We start from the raw sequence: 22642 nt of genomic DNA, 5'->3' as shown, positions 1-22642 counted from the left end.
GACATGAAATGGACGTTCTGTTCAAGGGCGCGGCAATGGTGGTCATGTTTGCGGTGGCTGTCGTTCTGATTATCGGCCTACGCAACATGATGCGCGGCGGCGACGGCAACTTTTCCAACAAGATGATGCAGCTGCGCGTTTTCCTGCAATTCATCGCCGTGATTCTGATTGTCGGGGCGATCTATTTTGCCCGCCAGAAAACCGGTCAGTAAATATGGTCAAGCTCAACAAGATCTATACCCGCACAGGCGACAAGGGCACGACCGGGCTTGCCAGCGGGCCGCGGCGGCTGAAATCGGACCTGCGCGTCGAGGCCTATGGCACGGTGGACGAAACCAATGCCTGCATCGGCATGGCGCGTCTTCACACCGGCGGCGACAATAATCCCCATGCGCTGATCGATGCCATGCTGGGCCGCATCCAGAACGATCTTTTCGACCTGGGAGCCGATCTTTCCACGCCGGATGACGGCAAGCCGCTCGCTTACGAGCCGCTGCGCATCGTCGCATCGCAGGTCGCGCGCGTGGAAGCCGATATCGACCTCCTCAATGCCGATTTGCAGCCGCTGCGCTCGTTCATTCTTCCCGGCGGTTCGCCGGCATCGGCGGCGCTGCATCTTGCGCGCACGGTTTCACGCCGGGCAGAGCGGCTGATGGTTGCGCTTGCCCGCGTCGACGGAGAGGTGGTTTCGGCAGAGGCCTTGCAATATATCAACCGCCTTTCCGATTTCCTGTTCGTGGCATCGCGAACCGTCAACGATAATGGCGCGCAGGATGTGCTCTGGGTGCCCGGCGCCAACCGCTGATCAGACACCGCGTCTGTTGCCCCAGATCAGCACGTGAAGCTGGGGCAGGACATGCGCTTCGTACCAGCCATCCGCTATCACCTTGTCCACCAGCCATTCCATCCGCCGCATGATGCCATCCATATCGATTGCGGCGTCCTGCGCCTCGGGCGGCGGCGGTGTGTGATTGCCGGGCTGGAGATAGACCGGCAATTGCGGGTGTCGACGGGCTACAGCTTTGGCGAAGGCATAATCCTCATCGTCGAAGATGACGAATTTCAGCACCGTGCGCGGTGCTGTACCTGCAACCTCGACACAAGCCGCCAGCGCATCGAAATCAGTGCTCATGCCGCTTGAAGGCGGCTTGGGGCTTACGACCAGCGTGTCGAGCGCGGAAAACCAGCCTCGTGCAACCGAGCCTTGGGTTTCGAGCGCGAAACGATAGCCCTTAGACTTGCCATGCTCGATCAACGGTGCCAAGGGTTGAATGGCCGGATTGCCGCCGGAAAGTGACACTGTGAGCGGCTTGTTTCGGGAAAGTGCCGTCACTTCATCCCAAATCGCCTCGACGCTCATGGCTTTCCACGCATGGCGAAAGCGGCTTTCGACCGCATGCAGGCTGTCGCACCAGACGCAGCGATAATCGCAGCCGCCGGTCCGCACGAAAACCGTCGGCTCGCCGATCAGGACGCCTTCGCCCTGGATCGTGGGTCCGAAAATTTCCGCGATGCGTATCTGTGTCACGGTCTGTACTCGGCCCATGTCTTGGGCGTTTCGCTGACCCGCACGGCGGAGATTTCCGGCCAGCGCGCATGGCACCATTCGAAAAAATGCCGGGCAAGTGTTTCAGCCGTGCTGCGGTCGTGCCCCAGGACGTCATTGAGATGGCGATGGTCGAAACAATCATCGATATAGCGCTTGAACGGCGCCAGCTCATGATAATCGCGGACAAAACCGTGCTGGTTCAGATCAGGAGCGGAAAGCTCCACCTCGACGATGTAGTTGTGACCGTGCAGCCGGGCGCATTGATGATCGGCTGGCAGGCCGGTCAGCTGATGCGAGGCGGAAAAGTGGAATTCCTTGGTGATGCGAAACATCAGGCGTTCCTCCGCGCCACGGCATCGCACCAGAAATCCGGGTCCTCGTAAAGGGTCGGATCTTCGATACCGGCGAGATGAAAAGCCTCGCGCCGTTCGACACAGGTGCCGCAGCGTCCGCAATGATGTTCGCCGCCCTTGTAGCAGGACCATGTCGCCGCAAAGGGCGTGCCATATTTCGCGCCGTCGATAACGATGTCGGCTTTCGATGCATGCACATAGGGTGCGAGCAGCTTTATGTCCGCATAGCCCTCCAGTGCATGGTTCTGCATCGTCTGGAAAGCATCGATAAAGCCGGGGCGGCAGTCGGGATAGATGAAGTGATCGCCGCCATGGACGGCAAGCGCCACCGCTTCGGCCTTTTGCGCGGCCGCGACGCCGAAGGCAATCGCCAGCATGATTACGTTGCGGTTGGGAACGACGGTGATCTTCATCGTTTCTTCCGCATAGTGTCCGTCCGGCACATCGACATCATCGGTCAGGGCAGAGCCGCTCAGGCTTGCGCCAATGGATCGTATATCGATGATCTGATGCGGGACGCCCAGCCTTTCGGCACAGGCTCTGGCCGAATCCAGTTCCTTTCTGTGGCGCTGGCCATAGTCGAAGGAGAGGAGGGCGGCAAGTTGGTGTTCGGCTGCTATTCTGCAAGCAAGCGAAACGGAATCGAGTCCGCCGGAGCAGACGACGAGCGTTTTCATAAGACAGAGTTCCTTGTTTTGACCGGGTAGGCTGCGACCGGATTACGGGATGTTACCTAAACCATGCCGTGTCGCTTGTAAACGATAGGAAACTGGCGGCATGGGATCGCGCGGTTTCGGAATGACTTCCTGTCAGAATAAATTGATTTTAATCGATATAGCGGTCCATGCCTGATTGACGTGCACGTCAACCGTCTTTAGGTTTCGTGCCGGTTCCCGGCGGACAGGCAGCGTATTTGCGTCATCACACAGGTTGCGCCGGTGCCGCTTTCATGTCGGATTTCGACATGCGGGGTTGAGTTCACGGCGGCATAGTCGTGCTGCAGAAGTCATTGAAGAGGTAATCGCGGATGAAAGTCCTTGTCGCAGTGAAACGGGTTGTCGATTACAACGTGAAGATCCGTGTAAAGGGAGACGGTTCGGGCGTTGAGCTTGCGAACGTCAAGATGTCGATGAACCCTTTTGACGAGATCGCGGTTGAAGAAGCGATCCGTCTGAAGGAAGCGGGCAAGGTGACGGAAATCGTCGCGGTTTCCGTCGGCCCGGCACAGGCGCAGGAAACGCTGCGCACCGCACTCGCCATGGGGGCTGACCGCGCAATTCTCGTGAAGACCGATGAAACCGTCGAGCCGCTCGGTGTGGCCAAGGTTTTGAAGGGCGTTGTCGAGGCTGAAAAGCCGGATCTCGTCTTCCTCGGCAAGCAGGCAATCGACGACGATTCGAACCAGACTGGCCAAATGCTGTCGGCCCTTCTCAACTGGAGCCAGGCAACCTTTGCCTCGAAGGTGGAACTGGGCGACGGTTCGGCCAAGGTGACGCGCGAAGTCGATGGCGGTCTGCAGACCATCGACGTGAAGCTTCCGGCCATCGTCACGGTCGATCTTCGTTTGAACCAGCCGCGCTATGCGTCGCTGCCGAACATCATGAAGGCCAAGAAGAAGCCGCTCGACGAAAAGTCGCCTGCCGATTTCGGCGCCGACATTGCGCCGCGTCTCAAGGTCCTCAAGACCGAGGAGCCGGGCGGCCGCAAGGCTGGCGTCAAGGTTGGCTCGGTTGGAGAGCTGGTTGAGAAGTTGAAAGCTGACGGCGTACTGTAAAGGGAAACCCGTGAGGCCTGTCTGCAAATGGCGTGTTGCTGCGCTTCCGGTGCTCACGTACGAAAGGTACGCTCCGCTCCGGTTCTCGCACCCCACCATTTTCGCCAAGGCCTGACAGGTTTCCGGCACCGGATGAATTAAGGACAGAAATAATGGCTATTCTTCTTATTGCCGAACATGACAATGCAACCCTTTCCGACCAGACCGCCAAGGCGCTGACGGCTGCTGCCCAGATCGGCGGTGACGTGGATGTTCTGGTTGCGGGCAAGGGTGCGAAAGCTGCCGCCGATGCGGCCGCCAAACTGAAAGGCGTGCGCAAGGTTCTGCTGGCTGAAAGCGATGCGCTGGAAAACCGTCTGGCCGAGCCGACGGCTGCTCTCATCGTGGAACTGGCTGGCAATTACGACACGATCATCGCACCGGCGACGACCTCGGCCAAGAACATCCTGCCGCGCGTGGCAGCACTTCTCGATGTGATGCAACTGTCCGAAATCATGGAAGTCGTATCGGCTGATACGTTCAAGCGTCCGATCTATGCTGGCAATGCGATCCAGACCGTGCAGTCGACCGACGCGAAGAAGGTCATCACCGTGCGCACCGCCTCTTTCCAGGCTACGGGCGAAGGCGGTTCGGCGACGGTTGAAAGCGTCAATGCGGCTGCCGATCCGGCCCTGTCGAGCTTCGTCGGCAATGCGCTGTCAGAATCGGATCGTCCGGAACTGACCTCGGCCAAGATCATCATCTCGGGTGGCCGTGCGCTTGGTTCTGCCGAAAAATTCCAGGAAGTGATCCTGCCGGTTGCCGACAAGCTCGGTGCCGCCGTCGGCGCCAGCCGCGCGGCGGTCGATGCGGGCTATGCGCCGAACGACTGGCAGGTTGGCCAGACGGGCAAGGTGGTTGCGCCGGACCTTTACATCGCCGTCGGTATTTCTGGCGCGATCCAGCATCTGGCGGGCATGAAGGATTCCCGCGTGATCGTGGCAATCAACAAGGACGAGGAGGCGCCGATCTTCCAGGTGGCCGATTACGGCCTCGTCGGCGATCTCTTCACGATCCTGCCGGAGTTGCAAAAGGCGCTCTGATCGATCCGAAAGCGGCGGGCTGGTCCCGCCGCTTTTTATTTGAGAGCCCTCATATGCGGAAGCGCTGTTTTTGCCTTTCACTGAATGTAGGCTGTAGCTGTCTGCGGCAGAATTGATATATTGAAGCATTTCCAGCAAAAGTGCGCAGCGGTTTTGCGCTGGAGAATGCGTAAAACAAAAGACAGAGCGTTTCCAACGACTCCGTGTTCACCGGAATCGCTTTAGGCCTCGGCCCCGCAATGGGGGCGGCTGAATGAAGGAGTTATAATTGTGGCAATCAAGACGGTAGGGGTGGTCGGCGCAGGACAGATGGGCAGCGGCATTGCCCATGTATGCGCGCTGGCCGGGTTCGATGTGCTTCTTCACGATGCGGCACCGGACCGGCTGGAAAAGGGCATCGCCACCATCAATGGCAATATGGCGCGACAGGTTTCTTCCGGCAAGCTGCTCGAAGACCAACGCGCCGCGGCGATGAAACTCATCCGTCCGGCAAATTCCATGGAAGATCTGGCGGGTGTCGATCTGGCTATCGAAGCGGCGACCGAAGACGAAACCGTCAAGCGCAAGATTTTCGCCCAGCTTTGCCCGGTTCTGAACCCGCAGGCGATCGTTGCGACCAACACATCGTCGATCTCGATCACACGTCTTGCATCCACGACCGATCGTCCGGAACGTTTTATCGGCATTCATTTCATGAATCCCGTGCCGGTCATGAAGCTGGTCGAGCTGGTGCGGGGCATTGCCACCGACGAGGAAACCTTCCGCAAGTCGAATGATTTTGTCACAGCCCTCGGCAAGACGGTGACGGTTGCCGAGGATTTCCCGGCCTTTATCGTCAACCGTATCCTGCTGCCGATGATTAACGAGGCGATCTACACGCTTTATGAAGGTGTCGGCAGCGTCGAGGCTATCGATACGGCCATGAAGCTCGGCGCCAATCATCCGATGGGGCCGCTCCAGCTTGCCGATTTCATCGGTCTCGATACCTGTCTCTCCATCATGCAGGTCCTGCACGACGGGCTGGCGGATTCCAAATATCGTCCATGTCCGCTTCTGGTCAAATATGTCGAGGCAGGCTGGCTGGGGCGCAAGACGGGCCGCGGTTTTTACGATTATCGCGGCGAGCATCCGGTTCCGACGCGATAAGCAGGACTGTTTTCATGCAAAAGGCCGGTTCAAGCCGGCCTTTTTCAATTGTGGCAAGAATTGGCGGCTTGTGGAAAAGCGCGAACATCCTTACCATTAACTTACTCTTAACCATATGGGTTCAGAGCTTATTCATCTTTGATTGTTAAAGTTTTCATTAAGATGTTCGGAAATGAACGACGTTTCATGGTCCCGATTGATTGGTGGTCGGGGCATGACGGGCATCCATTCCGGACAGCATGGTTTTTGACGAAGGTGAAGACGATGAGCATTCTTGTTCAACTGCGTGACAGCGTTAATGTCATCCGCGAGTTCGTCGCACCGAGCTACCGGCCCGAGCGCCATTATATGCGCGGGCCCGGCCCGGCTTGCGCCGCGCGCACGCGCCATTAAAGCGTGTCGCATTTTATCGTAGTCATATGACACGCTTTAAGTTTTTGTTTTCATGCATGTCTTTATCCCATCGTAGCGGGATCAGAAATCAGTCCAGTGGACTGATTTCCCCGCGAAGGCGGTTCCCACTTTGGGGAGACATGCTATAGAGCCTTCTGTTCGTTTGCGGACAGCCTGGTGCGATAAAAGTAAAGCCAGAACGGTTATCCGCTCTGGCTTTTGTCTTTTGAAAATCGATGCGTGAAGCGGCTTATTCCAGGCCTTCGAACAGCGCGGTCGAAAGATAGCGCTCGGCAAAGGATGGAATGATGATGACGATGTTCTTGCCGGCATTTTCCGGGCGCTTGCCGATTTCGGCTGCCGCCGTCAGCGCCGCGCCGGAAGAAATCCCGACCGGGATGCCTTCGAGCCGGGCAATCAGACGGGCATTGGCAAAAGCGTCATCGTTGGAAACCTGAACGACCTCATCGTAGATGCCGGTATCGAGCGTCTTTGGGGCAAAGCCTGCACCGATGCCCTGAATCTTGTGCGGGCCGGGCGCGCCGCCGGAAAGAACCGGCGAATCCTTCGGCTCCACCGCGATCACCTTGAAGGATGGCTTGCGTCCCTTGATGACCTGACCGACGCCGGTGATCGTGCCGCCGGTGCCGATGCCGGAGATCAGGATATCGGCTTCGCCATTGGTGTCGTTCCAGATTTCCTCTGCCGTTGTCAGGCGATGAATTTCAGGATTGGCGGGGTTTTCGAACTGCTGCGGGATGATCGCGTTCGGATTGCCTTCCGCAATGGCTTCGGCTTCCGCGATGGCGCCCTTCATGCCTTTCGCGCCTTCGGTCAGAACGAGTTCGGCGCCAAGAAGCTTCAGAAGCTTGCGCCGTTCCACCGACATGGTTTCCGGCATGGTGAGAATGAGGCGATAGCCCTTGGCCGCTGCGGCAAAGGCAAGCGCAATGCCGGTATTGCCGGAGGTCGGCTCGACGAAGACTGTCTTGCCCGGCACGGCCCTGCCGTCGCGTTCCAGCGCTTCGATCAGCGCCAGGCCGATGCGATCCTTCACGCTGGCCAGGGGATTGAAGAACTCCAGCTTGGCCAGAAGGTTGGCTTCCACGCCCTTTTCCCTGGCGAACTTGTCGATCCGTACAAGCGGGGTATTGCCGATCGTGTCGAGAATGGAATCGTAAATGCGGCCTCGGCCTGCTGCCTGACCGGCTTTCGTTTCGTTCAGGGGCTTGTTCATGGCGTGATCTCCCTTTGTTGCGCAAAGTTTAGGAGGAAATGGCGCAAAAGCATAGTCGGGCGCGTGCGTGTTCGGCATCGAATTTAGAAATTTATTCTTTATAGCCTAATAAATTGGAAGTAAATTCCATCATAATTGGGAGGGGGCGTATTAGCGTGGGGTAGGGCCCGATTGATCCGCATCAATGCATTGCGGCTTGACGGCGCGCATCATCGGGCAACAGGCAGCAGGAGAGCAGGAATGTACAAGAACATATTGATCGCAACCGATGGATCGGAACTTGCCGAAAAAGGGGTTGATCAGGGGATTGCGCTGGCCAAGGAAACAGGTGCGAATGTCATATTTGTTTCCGTGACCGAACTTCTGCCCTCCTACGGTATTGTGGTCGCGGCCGAATGGGCGTCGAGCCCGGCGGCATTTCAGGAATATCGTGAGGCTATCACCAGGGCAGCCTCCGACATTCTGACGAAGGCCAAAACCAAGGCAACGCAGATCGGTGTCAGCGCCGAAGCCGTGCATATCGAGAACCAGTCTCCCGCACAGGGCATCGTTGAGGTTGCCAAGGCCAGGAATGCCGATCTGATCGTCATTGCATCGCATGGCCGCCGCGGCGTGAACAAGCTATTGCTTGGAAGTCAGGCGGCGGAGGTTCTGTCCCACAGCACCGTACCCGTGCTGGTCATCAAGTAATCGTCCACTTTTTCCAAAAGCTTTCTTCCGCCATTGCAGCGATTTCCTGAGAAAGCGTAACAACGCAAGAAGATTCCAGAAAACCTCTGTTAAGCTCCTCCTGTCCGCACGCGGACAAGAGGGGTTTTCTCAAGGAGGTTTTCATGACTGCGCCACGGCCTTCAAAGACCATGCTGGGCAATCATCCGCTTCATCCTGAAACGCAGATGCTCAATTATGGCTATGATCCGGAGCTTTCCGAGGGAGCGGTCAAGCCGCCGGTGTTTCTGACGTCGACTTTCGTGTTCAAGACGGCTGAAGACGGGCGGGATTTCTTCGATTTTGTTTCCGGCCGCAAGGAACCGCCGGCCGGCGTCGGGGCGGGCCTCGTCTATTCCCGTTTCAACCATCCCAACAGCGAGATCGTCGAAGACCGCCTTGCGGTCTATGAAGGGACCGAGAGCTGCGCGCTGTTTTCTTCCGGCATGTCGGCAATTGCCACGACGCTGTTTGCCTTTGTCCGTCCCGGCGATGTCATCCTGCATTCGCAACCGCTTTACGGCGGAACCGAAACGCTCCTTGCCAAGACGTTTCTCAATTTCGGTGTCGAAGCGGTCTCCTTCGCCGATGGGGTGCATGAAGCCGCAATCGAACAGGCGGCTGACAGAGCCGTGGCCAAGGGGCGTGTCGCGGTGATCCTGATCGAAACGCCAGCCAATCCCACCAACAGCATTGTCGATATTGCTGCCATCCGGCGTGTTGCGGAAAAAATCGAACAAAGGCAGGGCCACAGGCCGATCATTGCCTGCGATAATACCCTGCTCGGCCCGGTTTACCAGAAGCCGCTCGACCACGGCGCCGACCTTTCGGTCTATTCGCTGACCAAATATGTCGGCGGACATTCGGACCTGATTGCCGGGGCGGTTCTGGGTGCCAAGGCTGTCGTGAAACAGGTCAAGGCATTGCGCGGCGCCATCGGCACGCAGCTTGATCCGCATTCGTGCTGGATGCTGGGCCGCTCGCTCGAAACGCTCGGGCTGCGCATGGAGCGCGCCAACAGCAATGCGCAGGCGATAGCGGAGTTTCTGCGCGACCATCCGAAGGTGGAAAAGCTGCATTATCTCCCCTTTGAGGATGAGAATTCGGACATTGGCGCGCTGTTCAAGCGCCAATGCACCGGTGCGGGATCGACTTTCTCATTCGATATCAAGGGAGGGCAGGCGGCGGCTTTCCGTTTCCTGAATGCACTTCAGATATTGAAGCTTGCGGTCAGCCTCGGCGGTACGGAATCGCTTGCAAGCCATCCTGCTGCGATGACCCATTCGGGCGTTCCCATCGATGTGCGGGAACGTATCGGGGTTCTGGAATCGACGATCCGGCTTTCCATCGGCATTGAACATCCCGACGATCTGATTGCCGATCTGGCGCAGGCGCTGGAAGCGGCGTGAAATCCCCCGTGCGGCGGAAAGCAGCGACCGGTTGTCGGTACTTTCCCATGGCATGCCCCGATGCTAAACCAGCAGGGTCATTTCAAGACATGTTGGAGGGATAATGAGGGGCAAATTTCTATTGGGGGCCGGCTTGCTTCTGGCGCTCACGGCTTGCACGACCAATCGCATTCCAGAACAGTTCAGAACCGATCATCATATGGGAGAAGCGCGATATTTTCAGTCCCGCTGTCCTCAATATAAGGCGGTTGATGCCGAGCGCGCAGTGTTTGTTTATTGCATGGCAAACAAGGCTTACAACAGGGAGTGTAATCCGCAGCAAACTGCGAGGAGCTTCATTGAGGGCTCGCTGGACGGCTATAAAAGCGCAAAGCTGCGCTATCAGAATGTGCCGGATAAGAAGGTCTGCTCCATTGCCGAGAGCAAATATGGCGTGAATGGCAGTGAAATGAAGCAATTGCTGAAGCGCTGAGACAGCCTGCTGCGGAGGTATGCTGAATGCCTTCGCAGTTTTTCACCCTGAACGATAGGCAAGAATGGTGCGGGTGGTCGGAATCGAACCGACACTCCTTTCGGAACCGGATTTTGAGTCCGGCGCGTCTACCAGTTCCACCACACCCGCACATTTCTGCCGAAGCAGTTCGATATGGTCCAAAGGGACAGCGGGTTGGGATATAACGGCTAAACGAAACGAGGTCAATTGCTCAAAAGAGCAGCTTTCATCCGGTTACTGCCGCAGGCCAAGAGGTGAAAGGAACAGAGACGTGCACTGCACTCAGCCGCGTGTCGTTTCGGCTGCATTCTCGTCAAAAATCTGTACCTGACTGCGTGGGAGCGTCAGGCCAAAAATTGGAACGGTCTCAAGATAGGCCGCTCCTATCTGCGCATGCCCGCCTCAACCAGGTTCCAGAAGACAAGCAGGGCGATCAAGCCCAGCAGGACATAATCCAGCGTGCTGACATAGTGAAGATATTCCATGGCGCATCTCCTTCCAGGGAGGGCGCGACAGCGTTTGAGCCAGGCGGAAGCTTTATAATTTATCCGGGCTTCGGGCACTCTCCAAAATGCCGGATGGCACCGGTGCGGCCTCCTCTTCCGCCAGTCCATGCGCTCTCCCGAAACGAAGTGTATCACGCTTTGCCGGATGGCTCAAATCATTGGTTCGGCTGATATAATCAGCGAAAGACGCGCAACGTCGAAGGTCCTCCTAGTTCGACGTTGCCACATTGGCTTTCCGGCAATTGGCAAAGCGGTCCAATGCCTGATCATAGGCCGACGTTTTCACACCCATCATGCCGATGATCGTATGAAACAGATTGTCGTGCGAGGAGGGGGCGGCGGCATCTTGCCTGACGCAAGCCGTGTCGAGCCGGGTTGCATTGGCATAATCCGGCGAAAACCACGCGACGAAGGGAATATGCGTCTGTTCGTCAGGGGCAATGAAATAGGGCGCGGCATGCAGATAGAGGCCGTCTTCGCCAAGCGATTCGCCATGGTCGGACATGTAGATCATGGCAGGGGCAAACCGGTCCTCACTGGCCTTCAGAAGATTGATGACCTCGGACAATATATGGTCGGTATAGACGATCGAATTGTCATAGGCATTGACGATCTGCTCGGTGGTGCAGTCGGAAAACTCGCTCGTGCGGCACTCCGGCTTGAACTTTGCGAATTCCGGCGGATAGCGGCGATAATAGGATGGTCCGTGGCTGCCCGTCATATGCAAAACGATGGTGGCATTGCCGTTTACGTCTTTCAGGTGATCGCGCAGCCGGTCGACCAGAATCTGGTCGAGACATTCGCCGCCCTCGCAATAACGTGTATCGTTCGAATTTTGCAGGTCGACTGTCGGGATGCGGTCCGATACGCCCTTGCTGCCGGTATTGTTCTCATACCACGCAACCTGGATGCCAGCGTGATTGAGAACATCCATCAGATTTTCCGAGCCATGGAATTTTGAGCTGGAATATTCTTCCCGTGGAAAGGGGGAGAACATGCACGGCACGGAAACCGACGTGTCCGTGCCGCAGCTTGTCGTGTTGGTAAAAGTGACGATATCCTGCTGCCCGAGTTCGGGATTGGTCTCACGCGGATAGCCGTAAAGGCTGAAGTTCTGGGCGCGGGCGGTTTCACCCACCACGACGACCGTGAGCAGTTTCTTGTCCGACGCAAGCGGCGGCAATGCCTGCTTGGCATCGAGCCCCAGCGGCTGCATCACGATCTGCCTGTCATTCAGGTCCCGCGCAATATATTGCACCGTGCTTTTCAGCGGCGTGCCGGGCATCAGCCGTTCCATGATGTCGGAGCGATGCTCGCGATACATCGAGGAGAAGCTGCCATAATCCGAACCGATAAGCGCGATGGCGACGGCAAGGCAGGCCAGGATCGAAGCGGTGTTGACCAGTAGCTTTTGCAGCAAAGGCCGGTGTTTCACACGAACCCAGACGACGAGCAGTGAGGGAATGACGGCGTAAAGCAGCATATGCAGCAGAAAGCCCGCCGTTATCAGATGGCCGGATTCGGCTTTTGTCGTTGTGAGCGTTGCCTCGACCACGTTGCGGTCGATGATCGTGCCGAATGTGTCGGTGAAATAGGAACCGCCGGCGGCAACCCATATGGCGAAAATCAGAACCGGCTTGATGACATATTTTGCCGAGAAGGCCATCAGCACGGCAATATGGATGAGCAGAAGAGCCGCCGCCGCGACAAGCAGTTTTTGCGGGTGATCGGAAAAATAGGCGATCAGCCGCTGCCAGAAGGATGTATTGGTGAAAGCGAGGAGATAAACCGCAGTCAGGACGCAAAGCGTACCGCTGGCAATGGTGGGGCGTGGAAACCGCATGCCTGAACCTTCACAATCCTGGTGTGGTTCCTGCTTTAACAGCTGGTCGGAACCGCTATAACTCTTTGTTTTGCCACATTATCCTACGCAAAACCGTTTCACACTTTTGCTGGAAATGCTCTAAAACAGCTATTGACGATATAGCTTCGCAGGGCTGCCGCGAAACTGCAATCGCAACTTCTCCCGCCCGGATAAATCCGGCGATCGGGGATTCAGGACAGTGATTTCTGGGCTTTTTTAAGGTTGGTTTGAATCCTCCCTATTTTCTCTCGGTGAAACTACGGATGCGATTGCGCACAATGCGGGCCAGATTGCGGGTCCGCTGGTAAAGATGGATCTGCGAAGCGGCCTGACGCACAAGCTTGTCCGCAGACGGGTTGAGGCCGATCACCAGCGTTTCGATCGTCTCGCGTTTGTCGAACAGTCGCGTCATGACCGGATGATCCGGGACGGCACAGGAATCGGTGCGGTTGATGTTCGGGTCGTTCAGATGGTTCTTCACGACCTCGATCATCAGAAGCACGCCCGGCGACCAGGCGTTCAGGCTCTCATCATAGGCCGTCTTCCAGGTCCAGGCTTCGCCCGACACTGTAAAGACGATAAGAATGGCGATGACCCGGCCATCCAGTTCCAGCGTGTGCACGCGCACGCAGTCGCGTTCGGCAAGATTGTTGACCGCCTCGCGGGCGAAGGCGGCGCGAAACCGGTCGACGGCCATGGCGGTGCCGCGCTTGCCCTTCCAGCCGCTTGCCTCAAGTGTGAGGAAATGTTCGAAGGCGTGGCGCACATCGTCCGGCGTGCGGGCGACGCGATAGGCAAGTTCGCCCTTCTCCGCCAGCCTGCGCCACAGGCGGTTATAATCCCGGCGATGGTGTGCACCGATTGCCTGCCTGATATAGGCGTCGCCATCCAGATCGCTCTGGAGAAAGGGACGCTCCTTCTGCTCTATCGCGACCAGCGGCAATTGTCGGCCGACCGCAACCGAGCGGATCAGTTTGGCCGCCGGGCCATCGGCCCGCATCTCGGGCAAAACAAGCACATCGGGCAATTTGAGATGCTTGCGCGCCAGAATGTCGAACAGGTCTTCCAGCACGCCGACGGGGTTGTCGTGGTCGATCAGCGGCGTGCCTTGCGGTCCGAACGGTGTCGACCAGGCGCGGATCACGGGCGTCGACAGCGGCAGGCCGGGGCGCTCAATCGTATAGGGCATGACGAAGCGCAGGCGGCTGCGGATTTCGTTTTCGTCGCGCATGACCATGAAGCGCACTTCACGATCTTCCAGACGCGGCATGGCCGGTGCCAGAAACCGCGCATTGAAGAACACGTTCGGCTCGATGGTCCGGTTGCTCAGGTGATCGAGTTCATCCCGCAATTCGAAGCCTGCCGCCGCGCCATAAATCGCAAGCTTGCGCGGTATGTCGCGGCTGTGAAGGCTTTCCTCCAGCTTCTTGGCGGTTTCAAGGGATATGCCGCTTTCGGCAAGCTCCGAAACGATGTGGGCTGCATTTCCGCCGGCGGATTCTTCAAGCAAAGGTTTCGCGGCCATTACAAAGTCCCCTCCGAGGTCTTGGTACGGTCTCGTGGAATGAGAATGAACATGGTTATGTGCAAGCTGCGTGATACGGCTGCCGAAAGGAGTGCGGCTTCCATCAGCATGGCGATGGCGGTCGAAATCGCGGCGCCCGTCAGGCCGAGGCGCGGTATCAGGAGCAGATTGAGAATGACGTTGACGGCAAGTGTCGCGGCATAGAGGAGCGCGCAGATATTCTGCTTGCCCGACATGTTGAGGAGGCTTTCCGCCGGGCCGACGCTGGCGCGCGCGATCACCCCGATGATGAGGATGAACAGAAGCGGATAGCCGGCGGTGAAGGCCGGGCCGAAAAGCCGCAGAAGCGGATAGCCGGCCAGAAGAATGACGGCGCCGAGGAACAGTGTCGGCCAGAATGTCCAGCGGACGGATGCTTCGGCAAAGCTTGCGAATTCGGCCCGGTCGCCGCTGTGCAGCAGGTCCGAATAACGCTGGGCAACGCTCGCCTTCACGGCGAAATAGACGAAATGGGCAAGCGCCATGATCTTGGTTGCCGCAAAATAGATCGCCACATGTTCGGGATCGAGCGCGCGGCCCACCATCAGCACATCGACATTGATGAGCAGGAAGAAGAATCCTTCGACAAGGAAAATCGGCAGCGCAACCTTCATCCATTCGCCAAGGCGCCGGTCGCGCGCCGCTGCGGGAATATGCCTTTCCAGCGAGCGGTCCACGGTCAGGAATTGCCCGGCGGTGGTCAGCCAGGTCGCGGCGATCGATACGGCGAGCGCGACGGTTGCCGTGGAGGGCAATCCCGCTTCATGCGCGATAATCATGAACAGGAGGACCAGAAGCGGGCGAACGATATAGCTCGGCGTCAGCGCCATCATCACCCAGGTGCGTGAGCGCGCAATGCCATCCAGCATATTGCCGAGCGTTATCATCGGCAGGCAGATGAAGCCGAGGATGAAGGGCACGAGATAATAGCTCGCAACATGGTCCCGGAGCAGAAGCAGGAGGCCCGCGCCCAGAAATGCGATGAGGGTTGCGGCTGCGAAAGCGAAGATGCGCCCGGCGAGGATGATGCCGCGCACAAGGCCGAACATCTGGCGCTGCACATATTCCGGCACAAAGCGGATGATGGTCGTGTGCAGTCCGAAACAGGCCAGATCGCCGATGATGATCATGGTGAGCCAGACGAGGACGAAAATGCCGTATTCGAACTCACCCATCCAGCGGGCCAGAATGACCTGGGACAGAAGCGCGATGGCCGCGCTTGCCACACGCACGCAAAAGGCGACGAGGGAAGAGCGCTGTGCGCTTGCCTGCGGTCCGCTATCCGTAAGCACGCCATCCAGCCGCTCCGTCACGGGACGAAGCCTGGCCGCGATCCTGCCGGGTAGAAACCGGCTCGCCGTTTCAGCTGCCGAAAACCGCACTGTTTGCCAACCCTGTCTTTGCAAGCCTTCCCGGACCTGCTTTTTTCGTACCGGATAGCCCGGCTTCTCGTGCCTGTGCTTTGTCGCTCAAGCCGCGTGAAGACCTTAGACAGGAGTTCTTTATAAAGAGAAAAAGAAAAAGTCTAATCCGCAAGTGGTCGCAAGACTTCAAGGAATGGTGAGTATTCTCTAAACGGCATTTATATTTTAAGTATCTAAAATAAAGCGGGCCGGACAATTGTTCGCGGCACGCATCTGCGCATATCAGGCGGCAAAAAAACAAAAACCCCGGCAAATGCTTTGCCGGGGTTTGTCCATGATGATCGAGCCGGGCTCACATCACTCGAATGCGCCGTGGCAGTGCTTGTACTTCTTGCCGGAGCCGCATGGGCACGCCTCGTTGCGGCTGACCTTGCCCCATGTGCGCGGGTCGGCGGGGTCGCGTTCGGCAGCGGGTATGCTGCGCTCATCGTGCTGATGTTCGGCCCAGGCCGCTTCATCGAAATCGTTTTCGCCCGTCGTGCTGTCGATATGACGGCCTGTCATGGGCGGCAATTCCGGCTCAGGCGGTGCTTCGCGCACGATCTCGACGCGCATCAGCTGCGAGATAACCACTTCGCGCAGGTTGGCAAGCATCGACTGGAACAGTTCGAAAGCCTCGGTCTTGTATTCGTTCAGCGGGTCGCGCTGGGCATAACCGCGGAAACCGACAACGGAGCGCAGATGGTCGAGATTGACCAGATGCTCGCGCCAGAGATTGTCCAGCGACTGCATGATGACCGATTTCTCAACATAGGTCATGATCTGCGGGCCGAAGCGTTCCGCCTTTTCGGCAGCAGCCTTGTCGGCGGCTTCCTTGATGCGGTTTTCGAACTCTTCTTCCGCGATGCCTTCTTCCTTCGCCCAGTCCTCGACCGGCAGGTCGAGATTGAGCTTGGAAATGATATCTTCCTTGAGGCCGGCAATATCCCACTTTTCCGCGTAAGCGTCCTTGGGGATACGGAGCGCGACCATATCCTCGATGACCTCGTGGCGCATTTCGCCGACGGTTTCGGTCAGGTCTTCCTCATCCATCATTTCCAGACGCTGTTCGAAGATCACCTTGCGCTGATCGTTCATCACGTCGTCGTATTTCAGAAGGTTCTTGCGGATTTCGAAGTTGCGGGCTTCGACCTTCTTCTGCGCCTTTTCAAGCGCCTTGTTGATCCAGGGATGGACGATGGCTTCGTCTTCCTTGAGGCCGAGCTTCTGCAACATGCTGTCCATGCGGTCGGAACCGAAGATGCGCATCAGATCGTCCTGCAGCGACAGGAAGAATTTCGAGCGGCCAGGATCGCCCTGACGGCCGGAACGGCCGCGCAGCTGGTTGTCGATGCGGCGGCTTTCGTGACGCTCGGTGGCAAGCACGTAAAGCCCGCCCGCGGCCAGAGCCTTTTCCTTCAGCTGGGCAATGTCGGCCTTGATCGCGGCGATTTTGGCTTCACGCTCCGGGCCTTCCGGCACATCGGCAAGTTCCTGCCGGACGCGCATTTCCAGATTGCCGCCAAGCTGGATGTCGGTGCCGCGACCGGCCATGTTGGTGGCGATGGTGACGGTTCCCGGCACACCGGCCTGCGCGATGATATAGGCTTCCTGCTCGTGATAGCGGGCGTTCAGGACCTGGAAGTCCTTGATGCCTTCCTTGCGAAGACGTTCGGCCAGCTGTTCCGACTTTTCGATCGAGGTCGTGCCGACGAGGATCGGTTGGCCCTTTTCGTGCGAGGCGCGGATGTCGCGCACGATGGCGCGGTATTTTTCCTCGACGGTGCGATAGACCTCATCGTCCTCGTCGATGCGCTGCACCGGCAGGTTGGTCGGAATTTCCAGCACTTCGAGGCCGTAAATATTGCCGAATTCCTCCGCTTCCGTCGCAGCCGTGCCGGTCATGCCCGACAGCTTGTTGTACATGCGGAAATAGTTCTGGAAGGTGATCGAGGCCAGCGTCTGGTTTTCCGGCTGGATGGTCACATGTTCCTTGGCTTCCAGCGCCTGGTGCAGGCCTTCCGAATAGCGGCGGCCCGGCATCATGCGGCCGGTAAATTCATCGATGATGACGATCTCGTCATTGCGGACGATATAGTCCTTGTCGCGCTGGAACAGCTTGTGCGCGCGAAGCGCATTGTTCAGGTGATGAACGACCGCGACATTCTCGATGTCGTAGAGGCTTTCACCCTTGAGGTGGCCGGCGGCTTCCAGAAGTTTCTCGACCTTTTCGGTGCCGACTTCGGTGAAGATCGCGGTCTTCTGCTTCTCGTCGACTTCATAGTCTTCTTCCGCCAGCGGCGGAATGAAGGTGTCGATGAGGTTGTAGAAATCCGAACGGTCTTCCAGCGGACCGGAAATGATGAGCGGCGTGCGCGCTTCGTCGATGAGGATCGAATCCACTTCATCGACGATGGCGTAATTGTGCGGACGCTGCACCATCTGGGCGCGCTCATACTTCATGTTATCGCGCAGATAATCGAAGCCAAGCTCGTTATTGGTGCCATAGGTGATATCGCAGGCATAGGCCGCGCGGCGTTCGTCGTCGTCAAGGCCGTGCTTGATGACGCCGACGGTCAGCCCGAGGAAGTTGTAGAGCCTGCCCATGGTTTCGGCGTCGCGGGTGGCGAGATAGTCGTTGACGGTCACGACATGCACGCCCTTGCCCTCAAGCGCATTGAGGTAGACCGGCAGGGTCGCCATCAGGGTCTTGCCTTCACCGGTGCGCATTTCGGCGATGCCGCGTTCGTGCAGGACCATGCCGCCGATCAGCTGCACGTCGAACGGGCGCATGCCGAGCACGCGCCTGGCGGCTTCACGCGCCGTGGCGAAAGCGTCGGGCAGAAGGGAATCGAGCGTTTTGCCGTCAGCCAGCGCCGCGCGGAATTCGGCGGTCTTGGCTTGCAGTTGCTCATCGGTAAGATTTTCGTAATTCTTCTCGATAGCAGTAATTTGATTGGCCCGCTGGCGCAGGGTTTTCACGCGGCGGTCGTTGGATGAACCGAATATCTTGCGGGCGAGGCCGCCAAAGCTGACCATCACTGGTCCTTTCCTGTCCGTTCAGCCGGAAGCGCTTCCGGCAATGTCGAATGCTTTATTCACGCGTATTGAAACAATTGCAAGAAAACTGCGCTGCGAAAGCTGCCGGATGCGGCGCATTTCCGGCGCAATTCCCCCGTCCCTTACTGGACGTAAAGCCGAAGGACAGATAAGAGGGGCTTCGGGCGATGTCAACGTTGCTCTAAAGGCTGGAAAACCTTTCCTTTGTCGCAATATTGGAGGTATCCGGGCCAAATTCCGCCGCATTCATCGGGCCGGTAAGCGGTCACGAAGGAGAGAATTCCATATGAAAGCCATTCTGAAAGCCCCTTATCGCAAGGCTCTCGCAGTCGTCGGCATGTCTCTGGCGGCCTCGGTGGCGCTGGCAGGCTACTCAGGCGCCGCATTCGCGCAGGATGCCGGAAAACCTGCTGCCGCACCGGCTGCAACCCCTGCGGAAAAGGAAGATCCGTCCAAGGTTCTGGCGACCGTCAACGGCAAGGACATCACGGTTGGTGAAGTCGATCAGGCCGCAGGCGATCTCGATCCGCAATTCTCGCGCCTTCCCACCGATCAGCGCCGTCTGGCCGCGCTCGCGGCCCTCATCGACATCAAGGCGATGGCCGGCGAAGCGGAAAAGGAAAAGCTCGACCAGTCCAAGGAATTCAAGGATCGCATGGAATTCCTGCGCGAACGCGCGCTGCATAACGAATATTTCAAGGATGCGGTTGTCGACAAGATCACCGACGCGGATGTGCGTGCGCGCTACGACAAGGAAATCGCAGCCATGCCGCCGCAGACCGAGGTGCGCGCCCGTCACATCCTCGTGAAGACCAAGGAAGAAGCCGACGCGATCATCAAGAAGCTTGAAGGCGGCGCCAAGTTCGAGGACCTTGCCAAGGAAAGCTCGACCGACGGCACCGCTGCCAATGGCGGCGATCTCGGCTATTTCAGCGAAGGCCAGATGGTGCCGGAATTTGAAAAGGCCGCCTTTGCGCTGAAACCGGGTGAATATACCAAGGAGCCGGTCAAGACCCAGTTCGGCTTCCACGTGATCCAGCTGGAGGATCGCCGCACCAAGCAGCCGCCGGCATTCGATCAGGTCAAGGACCAGATCCGTTCGATCATCATGCGCGAACGTTATGTCGATACCGTCAAGAAGCTGCGCGACGGCATGAAGATCGACTACAAGGACCCCGCTGTCGAGAAAGCCATGAAGGAGGCCGCCGCTGCCCAGGACGGCGCGGACACGGATGACGGGCCGGAAGACGCTGCTCCGCAGCAGTAAAAATCGCTTCAACTATCGACGCCCCGGCTTGCCGGGGCGTTTTTTGTTTCGATCTTGCGTTTCCCGCTTGATTTTGGATCGCAAACCTTTCCAATGCGGCAAAACCAAACCGAATATGCTTCGAGGCACCTATGTCCGCGTCTGTTTCTCCTCTCGCCCCAAAACATTACCCCACAATGCCGGTCGTCCATGGGGTCCGTATTGCCACCGCTGCTGCCGGGATCAAGTACAAGGGACGAACGGATGTGATGCTGATGGTGTTCGACCGCCCGGCAGAAGCCGCAGGCGTTTTCACCCGTTCGCTCTGCCCGTCGGCGCCGGTCGATTTCTGCCGCCGCAACCTTGTGCATGGCAAGGCGCGCGCGGTCGTCGTCAATTCCGGCAATGCCAATGCCTTTACCGGCGTCAAGGGCCGCCAGGCCACGGAAGCAACCGCGGAAGCCGCCGCCAAAGCCGTCGGCTGCGCTACGACCGATGTGTTTCTCGCTTCGACCGGCGTGATCGGCGAACCGCTCGATGCTGCCAAATTCGCGCATCTGCTCGGCGACATGAACAAGGATGCGGTCGAGGATTTCTGGACCGAAGCCGCCAGGGCGATCATGACCACGGATACCTATCCGAAGGTCGCCACCGAAACGGTGCTGCTTGGTCAGGTGCCGGTCACGATCAACGGCATCGCCAAGGGCGCAGGCATGATTGCGCCGGATATGGCGACCATGCTTTCCTTCGTCGTCACCGATGCGCCGATCAAGGCTGACGTGTTGCAAAGCCTGCTGTCCAAGGGCGTCGGCTCGACCTTCAATGCCGTGACGGTGGATAGCGATACATCCACGTCGGATACGCTGATGCTGTTTGCCACCGGCACGGCGGCGGAGCGCGGCGCGCCGGAAATCACCGATCCCGCCGACAGGCGCCTTGGCGAATTCAAGAAGGCGCTGGGGCGCCTCCTGAAGTCGCTGGCGTTGCAGGTCGTGCGTGACGGCGAGGGTGCACGCAAGATGGTGGAGGTCGAAGTAACGGGCGCAAAGTCTGCGGCTTCCGCCAAGAAGATCGCGCTTTCCATCGCCAATTCGCCGCTGGTCAAGACGGCTGTTGCCGGTGAAGACGCCAATTGGGGCCGCGTGGTCATGGCTGTCGGCAAGGCGGGCGAGCCTGCCGATCGCGACCTGCTCGCCATCTGGTTCGGCGATATTCGCGTGGCCCATCAGGGCGAGCGTGACCCGGCCTATTCGGAAGACGCCACCTCCGCCTATATGCAGGGCGAGGATATTCGCATTCGCGTCGATCTGGGGATCGGGCGCGGCAAGGCAACCGTCTGGACCTGCGACCTCACCAAGGAATATGTAGCGATCAACGGCGATTACAGAAGCTAGGCTCGCGATATTCGGGTTCCAGCGGCCTGCAAATAGCACCCTTTTGTGCTTCCGGTGCTCATGTACCCAAAAGTACATTCCGCTCCGGTTCTCAAAGAGCGCTATTTTCGGCACGCTGTCTTCCCGAATCTCATCGAGCCTGAGCGCTCAATCCGTCATCGTTTGAGGAGTTTATTGTGCCAAGTCTTGCCATCGTTCGCCAGCTTGAAGCCGTCGGCTTCCGTGCTTGGCCCGCCACATCGGTTCATTATGACGGTACATGGGCGATACGCATGACCGCGGCGCATCCTTCCCGGCGCCTCAACTCGATCAATCCGCTCGACCCCGGCGATACGCGAAATATTCCGGCGCGTGTGGAACTTGCGGCACAGCGTTTTCGCGCCTATGGCCGCGTTCCCTGCTTCAGGCTTTCCCCGCTCGCGCCGCGCGCGCTTGAGGACTATCTTGAAGGGCTCGGCTGGAAGCGGCGGGACGAGACCATCGTGATGACGGTCAAACTGGGGGAACTCGATCTGTCTGGCGCCATCGACCAGATTCCCCTGAAGGACATTGGCCGTTTTGTGGATGCATCGCTTTCTATCCATGAAAGACCCGAGGATATGCGGCCCGGCTTTTCCGAGCTTCTCAATAGCGTCCGCCCGAACAAGGGCATGTTCGTGCTGGAGGAAGGCGGACGCGCCGTCTCCAATCTTCTCTGCGTCCAGGATGGCGTGATGGCCGGATTGTTCGATGTCGGCACGCGGCCGGAGGCAAGGCGCAAGGGGCATGGCCATGCGATCGTGGGCTCCGCGCTCAAATGGGCGGCAAAGCTTGGGGCAAAAACGGCGTGGCTGCAAATCGAGGCGGACAATGTCGCCGGGCTCACGCTTTACGAAAGCTTCGGCTTTCAGGAAGCCTATCGCTATGCCTATCGGGAGAGCAATGAGAAATGACTGAAGCGAAGGGACGGCGCATTCTTCTGGTCGCGGCCTGCGCGCTGGTGGATTCGGATGGCCGGGTTCTGCTGACGCAGCGCCCGGAGGGCAAGCAGCTTGCCGGTCTCTGGGAATTTCCCGGCGGCAAGGTGGAACCCGGCGAAACGCCGGAAGAAACGCTGATCCGCGAATTGCAGGAAGAAATCGGCATTACCACGAAAGCGGCCTGCCTTGCGCCGTTGACATTTGCAAGCCACACCTATGACGACTTCCACCTGCTGATGCCGCTCTATGTCTGCCGCCGTTATGAAGGCATCGCGCGGGGGCTGGAGGGACAGGCGCTCAAATGGGTTCGCCCGAAGGATATGCGCGACTATCCTATGCCGCCAGCCGACGAACCGCTGATCCCGTTCCTGCTTGATCTGCTGTAAGCCGATTATCTGCCGGACTGTGGAAAAAGGTTGGCAATTTCTTACGATTCCGCTGGCGGGTTAATCTATGATTCACTCCGTTGAGGCATTCTCATGCACGAGCTGCCCCGGAGTCT

General features: G+C 58.2%; 21 protein-coding genes and 1 tRNA gene. 13 read left to right on the top strand and 9 right to left on the bottom strand.

Features of this window, described 5'->3' with window-relative positions:
- Positions 1-8: 8 nt before the first annotated feature.
- Entirely contained in the window at positions 9-212 is a 204-nt protein-coding gene (locus AVM02_RS09985) for a twin transmembrane helix small protein (RefSeq protein WP_411506816.1), read from the top strand.
- A 2-nt stretch (positions 213-214) separates the two neighbouring features.
- Positions 215-805 carry a cob(I)yrinic acid a,c-diamide adenosyltransferase gene (locus AVM02_RS09980; RefSeq protein WP_411506815.1) on the top strand — a complete coding sequence of 197 codons (591 nt, stop codon included), beginning with the start codon at positions 215-217 and terminating at the stop codon, positions 803-805.
- Here AVM02_RS09980 and queE read toward each other — a convergent pair whose 3' ends face one another.
- Genes queE through queC form a run of 3 tightly spaced genes read right to left on the bottom strand, consistent with a single transcriptional unit; the run spans position 806 to position 2579 of the window.
- Positions 806-1546: a 7-carboxy-7-deazaguanine synthase QueE gene (queE, locus tag AVM02_RS09975; RefSeq protein WP_411506814.1), complete on the bottom strand. Its 741-nt coding sequence runs from the start codon at positions 1544-1546 to the stop codon at positions 806-808.
- Positions 1525-1881, bottom strand: coding sequence for a 6-carboxytetrahydropterin synthase QueD (gene queD, locus AVM02_RS09970; RefSeq protein WP_411506813.1), 357 nt, complete (start codon positions 1879-1881; stop codon positions 1525-1527). Before queD ends, queE begins: the two co-directional genes overlap by 22 nt.
- The gene (gene queC / locus AVM02_RS09965; protein ID WP_411506812.1) at positions 1881-2579 is read right to left on the bottom strand and encodes a 7-cyano-7-deazaguanine synthase QueC; all 699 of its coding nucleotides are present in this window, start codon (positions 2577-2579) and stop codon (positions 1881-1883) included. The genes queD and queC overlap by 1 nt, the downstream gene beginning before the upstream one ends.
- A 350-nt stretch (positions 2580-2929) precedes the next feature.
- Here queC and AVM02_RS09960 point away from each other — a divergent pair, with 350 nt between their 5' ends.
- From AVM02_RS09960 to AVM02_RS09945, 4 genes are all read left to right on the top strand, one after another.
- Positions 2930-3676 (top strand): electron transfer flavoprotein subunit beta/FixA family protein, encoded by a 747-nt coding sequence (locus AVM02_RS09960; RefSeq protein WP_119043472.1) that lies wholly within the window; start codon positions 2930-2932, stop codon positions 3674-3676.
- 152 nt (positions 3677-3828) lie between these two features.
- On the top strand, positions 3829-4758 hold the full coding sequence (locus AVM02_RS09955) for an electron transfer flavoprotein subunit alpha/FixB family protein (RefSeq protein ID WP_411506811.1): 930 nt from the start codon (positions 3829-3831) through the stop codon (positions 4756-4758).
- 270 nt (positions 4759-5028) lie between these two features.
- Positions 5029-5904 carry a 3-hydroxybutyryl-CoA dehydrogenase gene (locus tag AVM02_RS09950; protein ID WP_411506810.1) on the top strand — a complete coding sequence of 292 codons (876 nt, stop codon included), beginning with the start codon at positions 5029-5031 and terminating at the stop codon, positions 5902-5904.
- A 264-nt stretch (positions 5905-6168) separates the two neighbouring features.
- Positions 6169-6297 carry a hypothetical protein gene (locus AVM02_RS09945; RefSeq protein ID WP_411506809.1) on the top strand — a complete coding sequence of 43 codons (129 nt, stop codon included), beginning with the start codon at positions 6169-6171 and terminating at the stop codon, positions 6295-6297.
- 250 nt (positions 6298-6547) lie between these two features.
- Here AVM02_RS09945 and cysK read toward each other — a convergent pair whose 3' ends face one another.
- A complete protein-coding gene (cysK, locus tag AVM02_RS09940) occupies positions 6548-7534 on the bottom strand; it encodes a cysteine synthase A (RefSeq protein WP_411506808.1) in 987 nt (328 codons plus the stop codon).
- A 240-nt stretch (positions 7535-7774) separates the two neighbouring features.
- On the opposite strand from cysK, the gene AVM02_RS09935 reads away from it, so the two are divergent.
- The 3 genes from AVM02_RS09935 (at position 7775) to AVM02_RS09925 (ending at position 10123) form a co-directional block, all read left to right on the top strand.
- Positions 7775-8224, top strand: a complete 450-nt coding sequence (locus tag AVM02_RS09935) for a universal stress protein (RefSeq protein ID WP_411506807.1) — start codon at positions 7775-7777, stop codon at positions 8222-8224.
- A 143-nt stretch (positions 8225-8367) separates the two neighbouring features.
- On the top strand, positions 8368-9651 hold the full coding sequence (locus AVM02_RS09930) for a cystathionine gamma-synthase family protein (protein ID WP_411506806.1): 1284 nt from the start codon (positions 8368-8370) through the stop codon (positions 9649-9651).
- Positions 9652-9754: 103 nt separating this feature from the next.
- Positions 9755-10123 carry a hypothetical protein gene (locus AVM02_RS09925; RefSeq protein ID WP_411506805.1) on the top strand — a complete coding sequence of 123 codons (369 nt, stop codon included), beginning with the start codon at positions 9755-9757 and terminating at the stop codon, positions 10121-10123.
- Positions 10124-10188: 65 nt separating this feature from the next.
- Here AVM02_RS09925 and AVM02_RS09920 read toward each other — a convergent pair.
- The 5 genes from AVM02_RS09920 to secA all read right to left on the bottom strand — a co-directional run bounded on the left by AVM02_RS09920 (position 10189) and on the right by secA (position 18520).
- Positions 10189-10273 (bottom strand) — tRNA-Leu (locus AVM02_RS09920).
- Between the two features lie 585 nt (positions 10274-10858).
- On the bottom strand, positions 10859-12493 hold the full coding sequence (locus tag AVM02_RS09915; protein WP_411506804.1) for a phosphoethanolamine transferase: 1635 nt from the start codon (positions 12491-12493) through the stop codon (positions 10859-10861).
- A 259-nt stretch (positions 12494-12752) separates the two neighbouring features.
- Positions 12753-14039, bottom strand: a complete 1287-nt coding sequence (gene bspF / locus AVM02_RS09910) for a type IV secretion system effector crotonyl transferase BspF (protein ID WP_411506803.1) — start codon at positions 14037-14039, stop codon at positions 12753-12755.
- A complete protein-coding gene (locus tag AVM02_RS09905) occupies positions 14039-15460 on the bottom strand; it encodes a lipopolysaccharide biosynthesis protein (RefSeq protein ID WP_411506802.1) in 1422 nt (473 codons plus the stop codon). The genes bspF and AVM02_RS09905 overlap by 1 nt, the downstream gene beginning before the upstream one ends.
- A 339-nt stretch (positions 15461-15799) precedes the next feature.
- On the bottom strand, positions 15800-18520 hold the full coding sequence (gene secA, locus AVM02_RS09900; protein ID WP_411506857.1) for a preprotein translocase subunit SecA: 2721 nt from the start codon (positions 18518-18520) through the stop codon (positions 15800-15802).
- A gap of 307 nt (positions 18521-18827) precedes the next feature.
- Between secA and AVM02_RS09895 the strand changes: the two genes are divergently transcribed.
- From AVM02_RS09895 to mutT, 4 genes are all read left to right on the top strand, one after another.
- On the top strand, positions 18828-19808 hold the full coding sequence (locus AVM02_RS09895; RefSeq protein ID WP_411506801.1) for a peptidylprolyl isomerase: 981 nt from the start codon (positions 18828-18830) through the stop codon (positions 19806-19808).
- 131 nt (positions 19809-19939) lie between these two features.
- Positions 19940-21181, top strand: coding sequence for a bifunctional glutamate N-acetyltransferase/amino-acid acetyltransferase ArgJ (argJ, locus tag AVM02_RS09890; RefSeq protein WP_411506800.1), 1242 nt, complete (start codon positions 19940-19942; stop codon positions 21179-21181).
- A 173-nt stretch (positions 21182-21354) separates the two neighbouring features.
- On the top strand, positions 21355-22113 hold the full coding sequence (locus AVM02_RS09885) for a GNAT family N-acetyltransferase (protein ID WP_411506856.1): 759 nt from the start codon (positions 21355-21357) through the stop codon (positions 22111-22113).
- Positions 22110-22526, top strand: a complete 417-nt coding sequence (mutT, locus tag AVM02_RS09880; RefSeq protein WP_411506799.1) for an 8-oxo-dGTP diphosphatase MutT — start codon at positions 22110-22112, stop codon at positions 22524-22526. Before AVM02_RS09885 ends, mutT begins: the two co-directional genes overlap by 4 nt.
- Positions 22527-22642 lie beyond the last annotated feature (116 nt).

The organism is Brucella anthropi (assembly GCF_046630315.1).
In the GTDB taxonomy this organism is placed as follows: Bacteria; Pseudomonadota; Alphaproteobacteria; order Rhizobiales; family Rhizobiaceae; genus Brucella; species Brucella anthropi_A.
This window is presented reverse-complemented; position numbering and strand designations above follow the sequence as displayed.

Excerpts from the sequence above, each read along its gene's own strand:
- AVM02_RS09915 (WP_411506804.1), bottom strand. The coding sequence starts at position 12,493 with ATGCGGTTTCCACGCCCCACCATTGCCAGCGGTACGCTTTGCGTCCTG.
- AVM02_RS09955 (WP_411506811.1), top strand. The coding sequence starts at position 3,829 with ATGGCTATTCTTCTTATTGCCGAACATGACAATGCAACCCTTTCCGAC.
- queC (WP_411506812.1), bottom strand. The coding sequence starts at position 2,579 with ATGAAAACGCTCGTCGTCTGCTCCGGCGGACTCGATTCCGTTTCGCTT.
- mutT (WP_411506799.1), top strand. The coding sequence starts at position 22,110 with ATGACTGAAGCGAAGGGACGGCGCATTCTTCTGGTCGCGGCCTGCGCG.
- cysK (WP_411506808.1), bottom strand. The coding sequence starts at position 7,534 with ATGAACAAGCCCCTGAACGAAACGAAAGCCGGTCAGGCAGCAGGCCGA.
- AVM02_RS09945 (WP_411506809.1), top strand. The coding sequence starts at position 6,169 with ATGAGCATTCTTGTTCAACTGCGTGACAGCGTTAATGTCATCCGCGAG.
- AVM02_RS09960 (WP_119043472.1), top strand. The coding sequence starts at position 2,930 with ATGAAAGTCCTTGTCGCAGTGAAACGGGTTGTCGATTACAACGTGAAG.
- queD (WP_411506813.1), bottom strand. The coding sequence starts at position 1,881 with ATGTTTCGCATCACCAAGGAATTCCACTTTTCCGCCTCGCATCAGCTG.
- AVM02_RS09930 (WP_411506806.1), top strand. The coding sequence starts at position 8,368 with ATGACTGCGCCACGGCCTTCAAAGACCATGCTGGGCAATCATCCGCTT.
- argJ (WP_411506800.1), top strand. The coding sequence starts at position 19,940 with ATGTCCGCGTCTGTTTCTCCTCTCGCCCCAAAACATTACCCCACAATG.
- AVM02_RS09895 (WP_411506801.1), top strand. The coding sequence starts at position 18,828 with ATGAAAGCCATTCTGAAAGCCCCTTATCGCAAGGCTCTCGCAGTCGTC.
- secA (WP_411506857.1), bottom strand. The coding sequence starts at position 18,520 with ATGGTCAGCTTTGGCGGCCTCGCCCGCAAGATATTCGGTTCATCCAAC.
- bspF (WP_411506803.1), bottom strand. The coding sequence starts at position 14,039 with ATGGCCGCGAAACCTTTGCTTGAAGAATCCGCCGGCGGAAATGCAGCC.
- AVM02_RS09985 (WP_411506816.1), top strand. The coding sequence starts at position 9 with ATGGACGTTCTGTTCAAGGGCGCGGCAATGGTGGTCATGTTTGCGGTG.
- AVM02_RS09935 (WP_411506807.1), top strand. The coding sequence starts at position 7,775 with ATGTACAAGAACATATTGATCGCAACCGATGGATCGGAACTTGCCGAA.
- AVM02_RS09925 (WP_411506805.1), top strand. The coding sequence starts at position 9,755 with ATGAGGGGCAAATTTCTATTGGGGGCCGGCTTGCTTCTGGCGCTCACG.
- queE (WP_411506814.1), bottom strand. The coding sequence starts at position 1,546 with ATGGGCCGAGTACAGACCGTGACACAGATACGCATCGCGGAAATTTTC.
- AVM02_RS09980 (WP_411506815.1), top strand. The coding sequence starts at position 215 with ATGGTCAAGCTCAACAAGATCTATACCCGCACAGGCGACAAGGGCACG.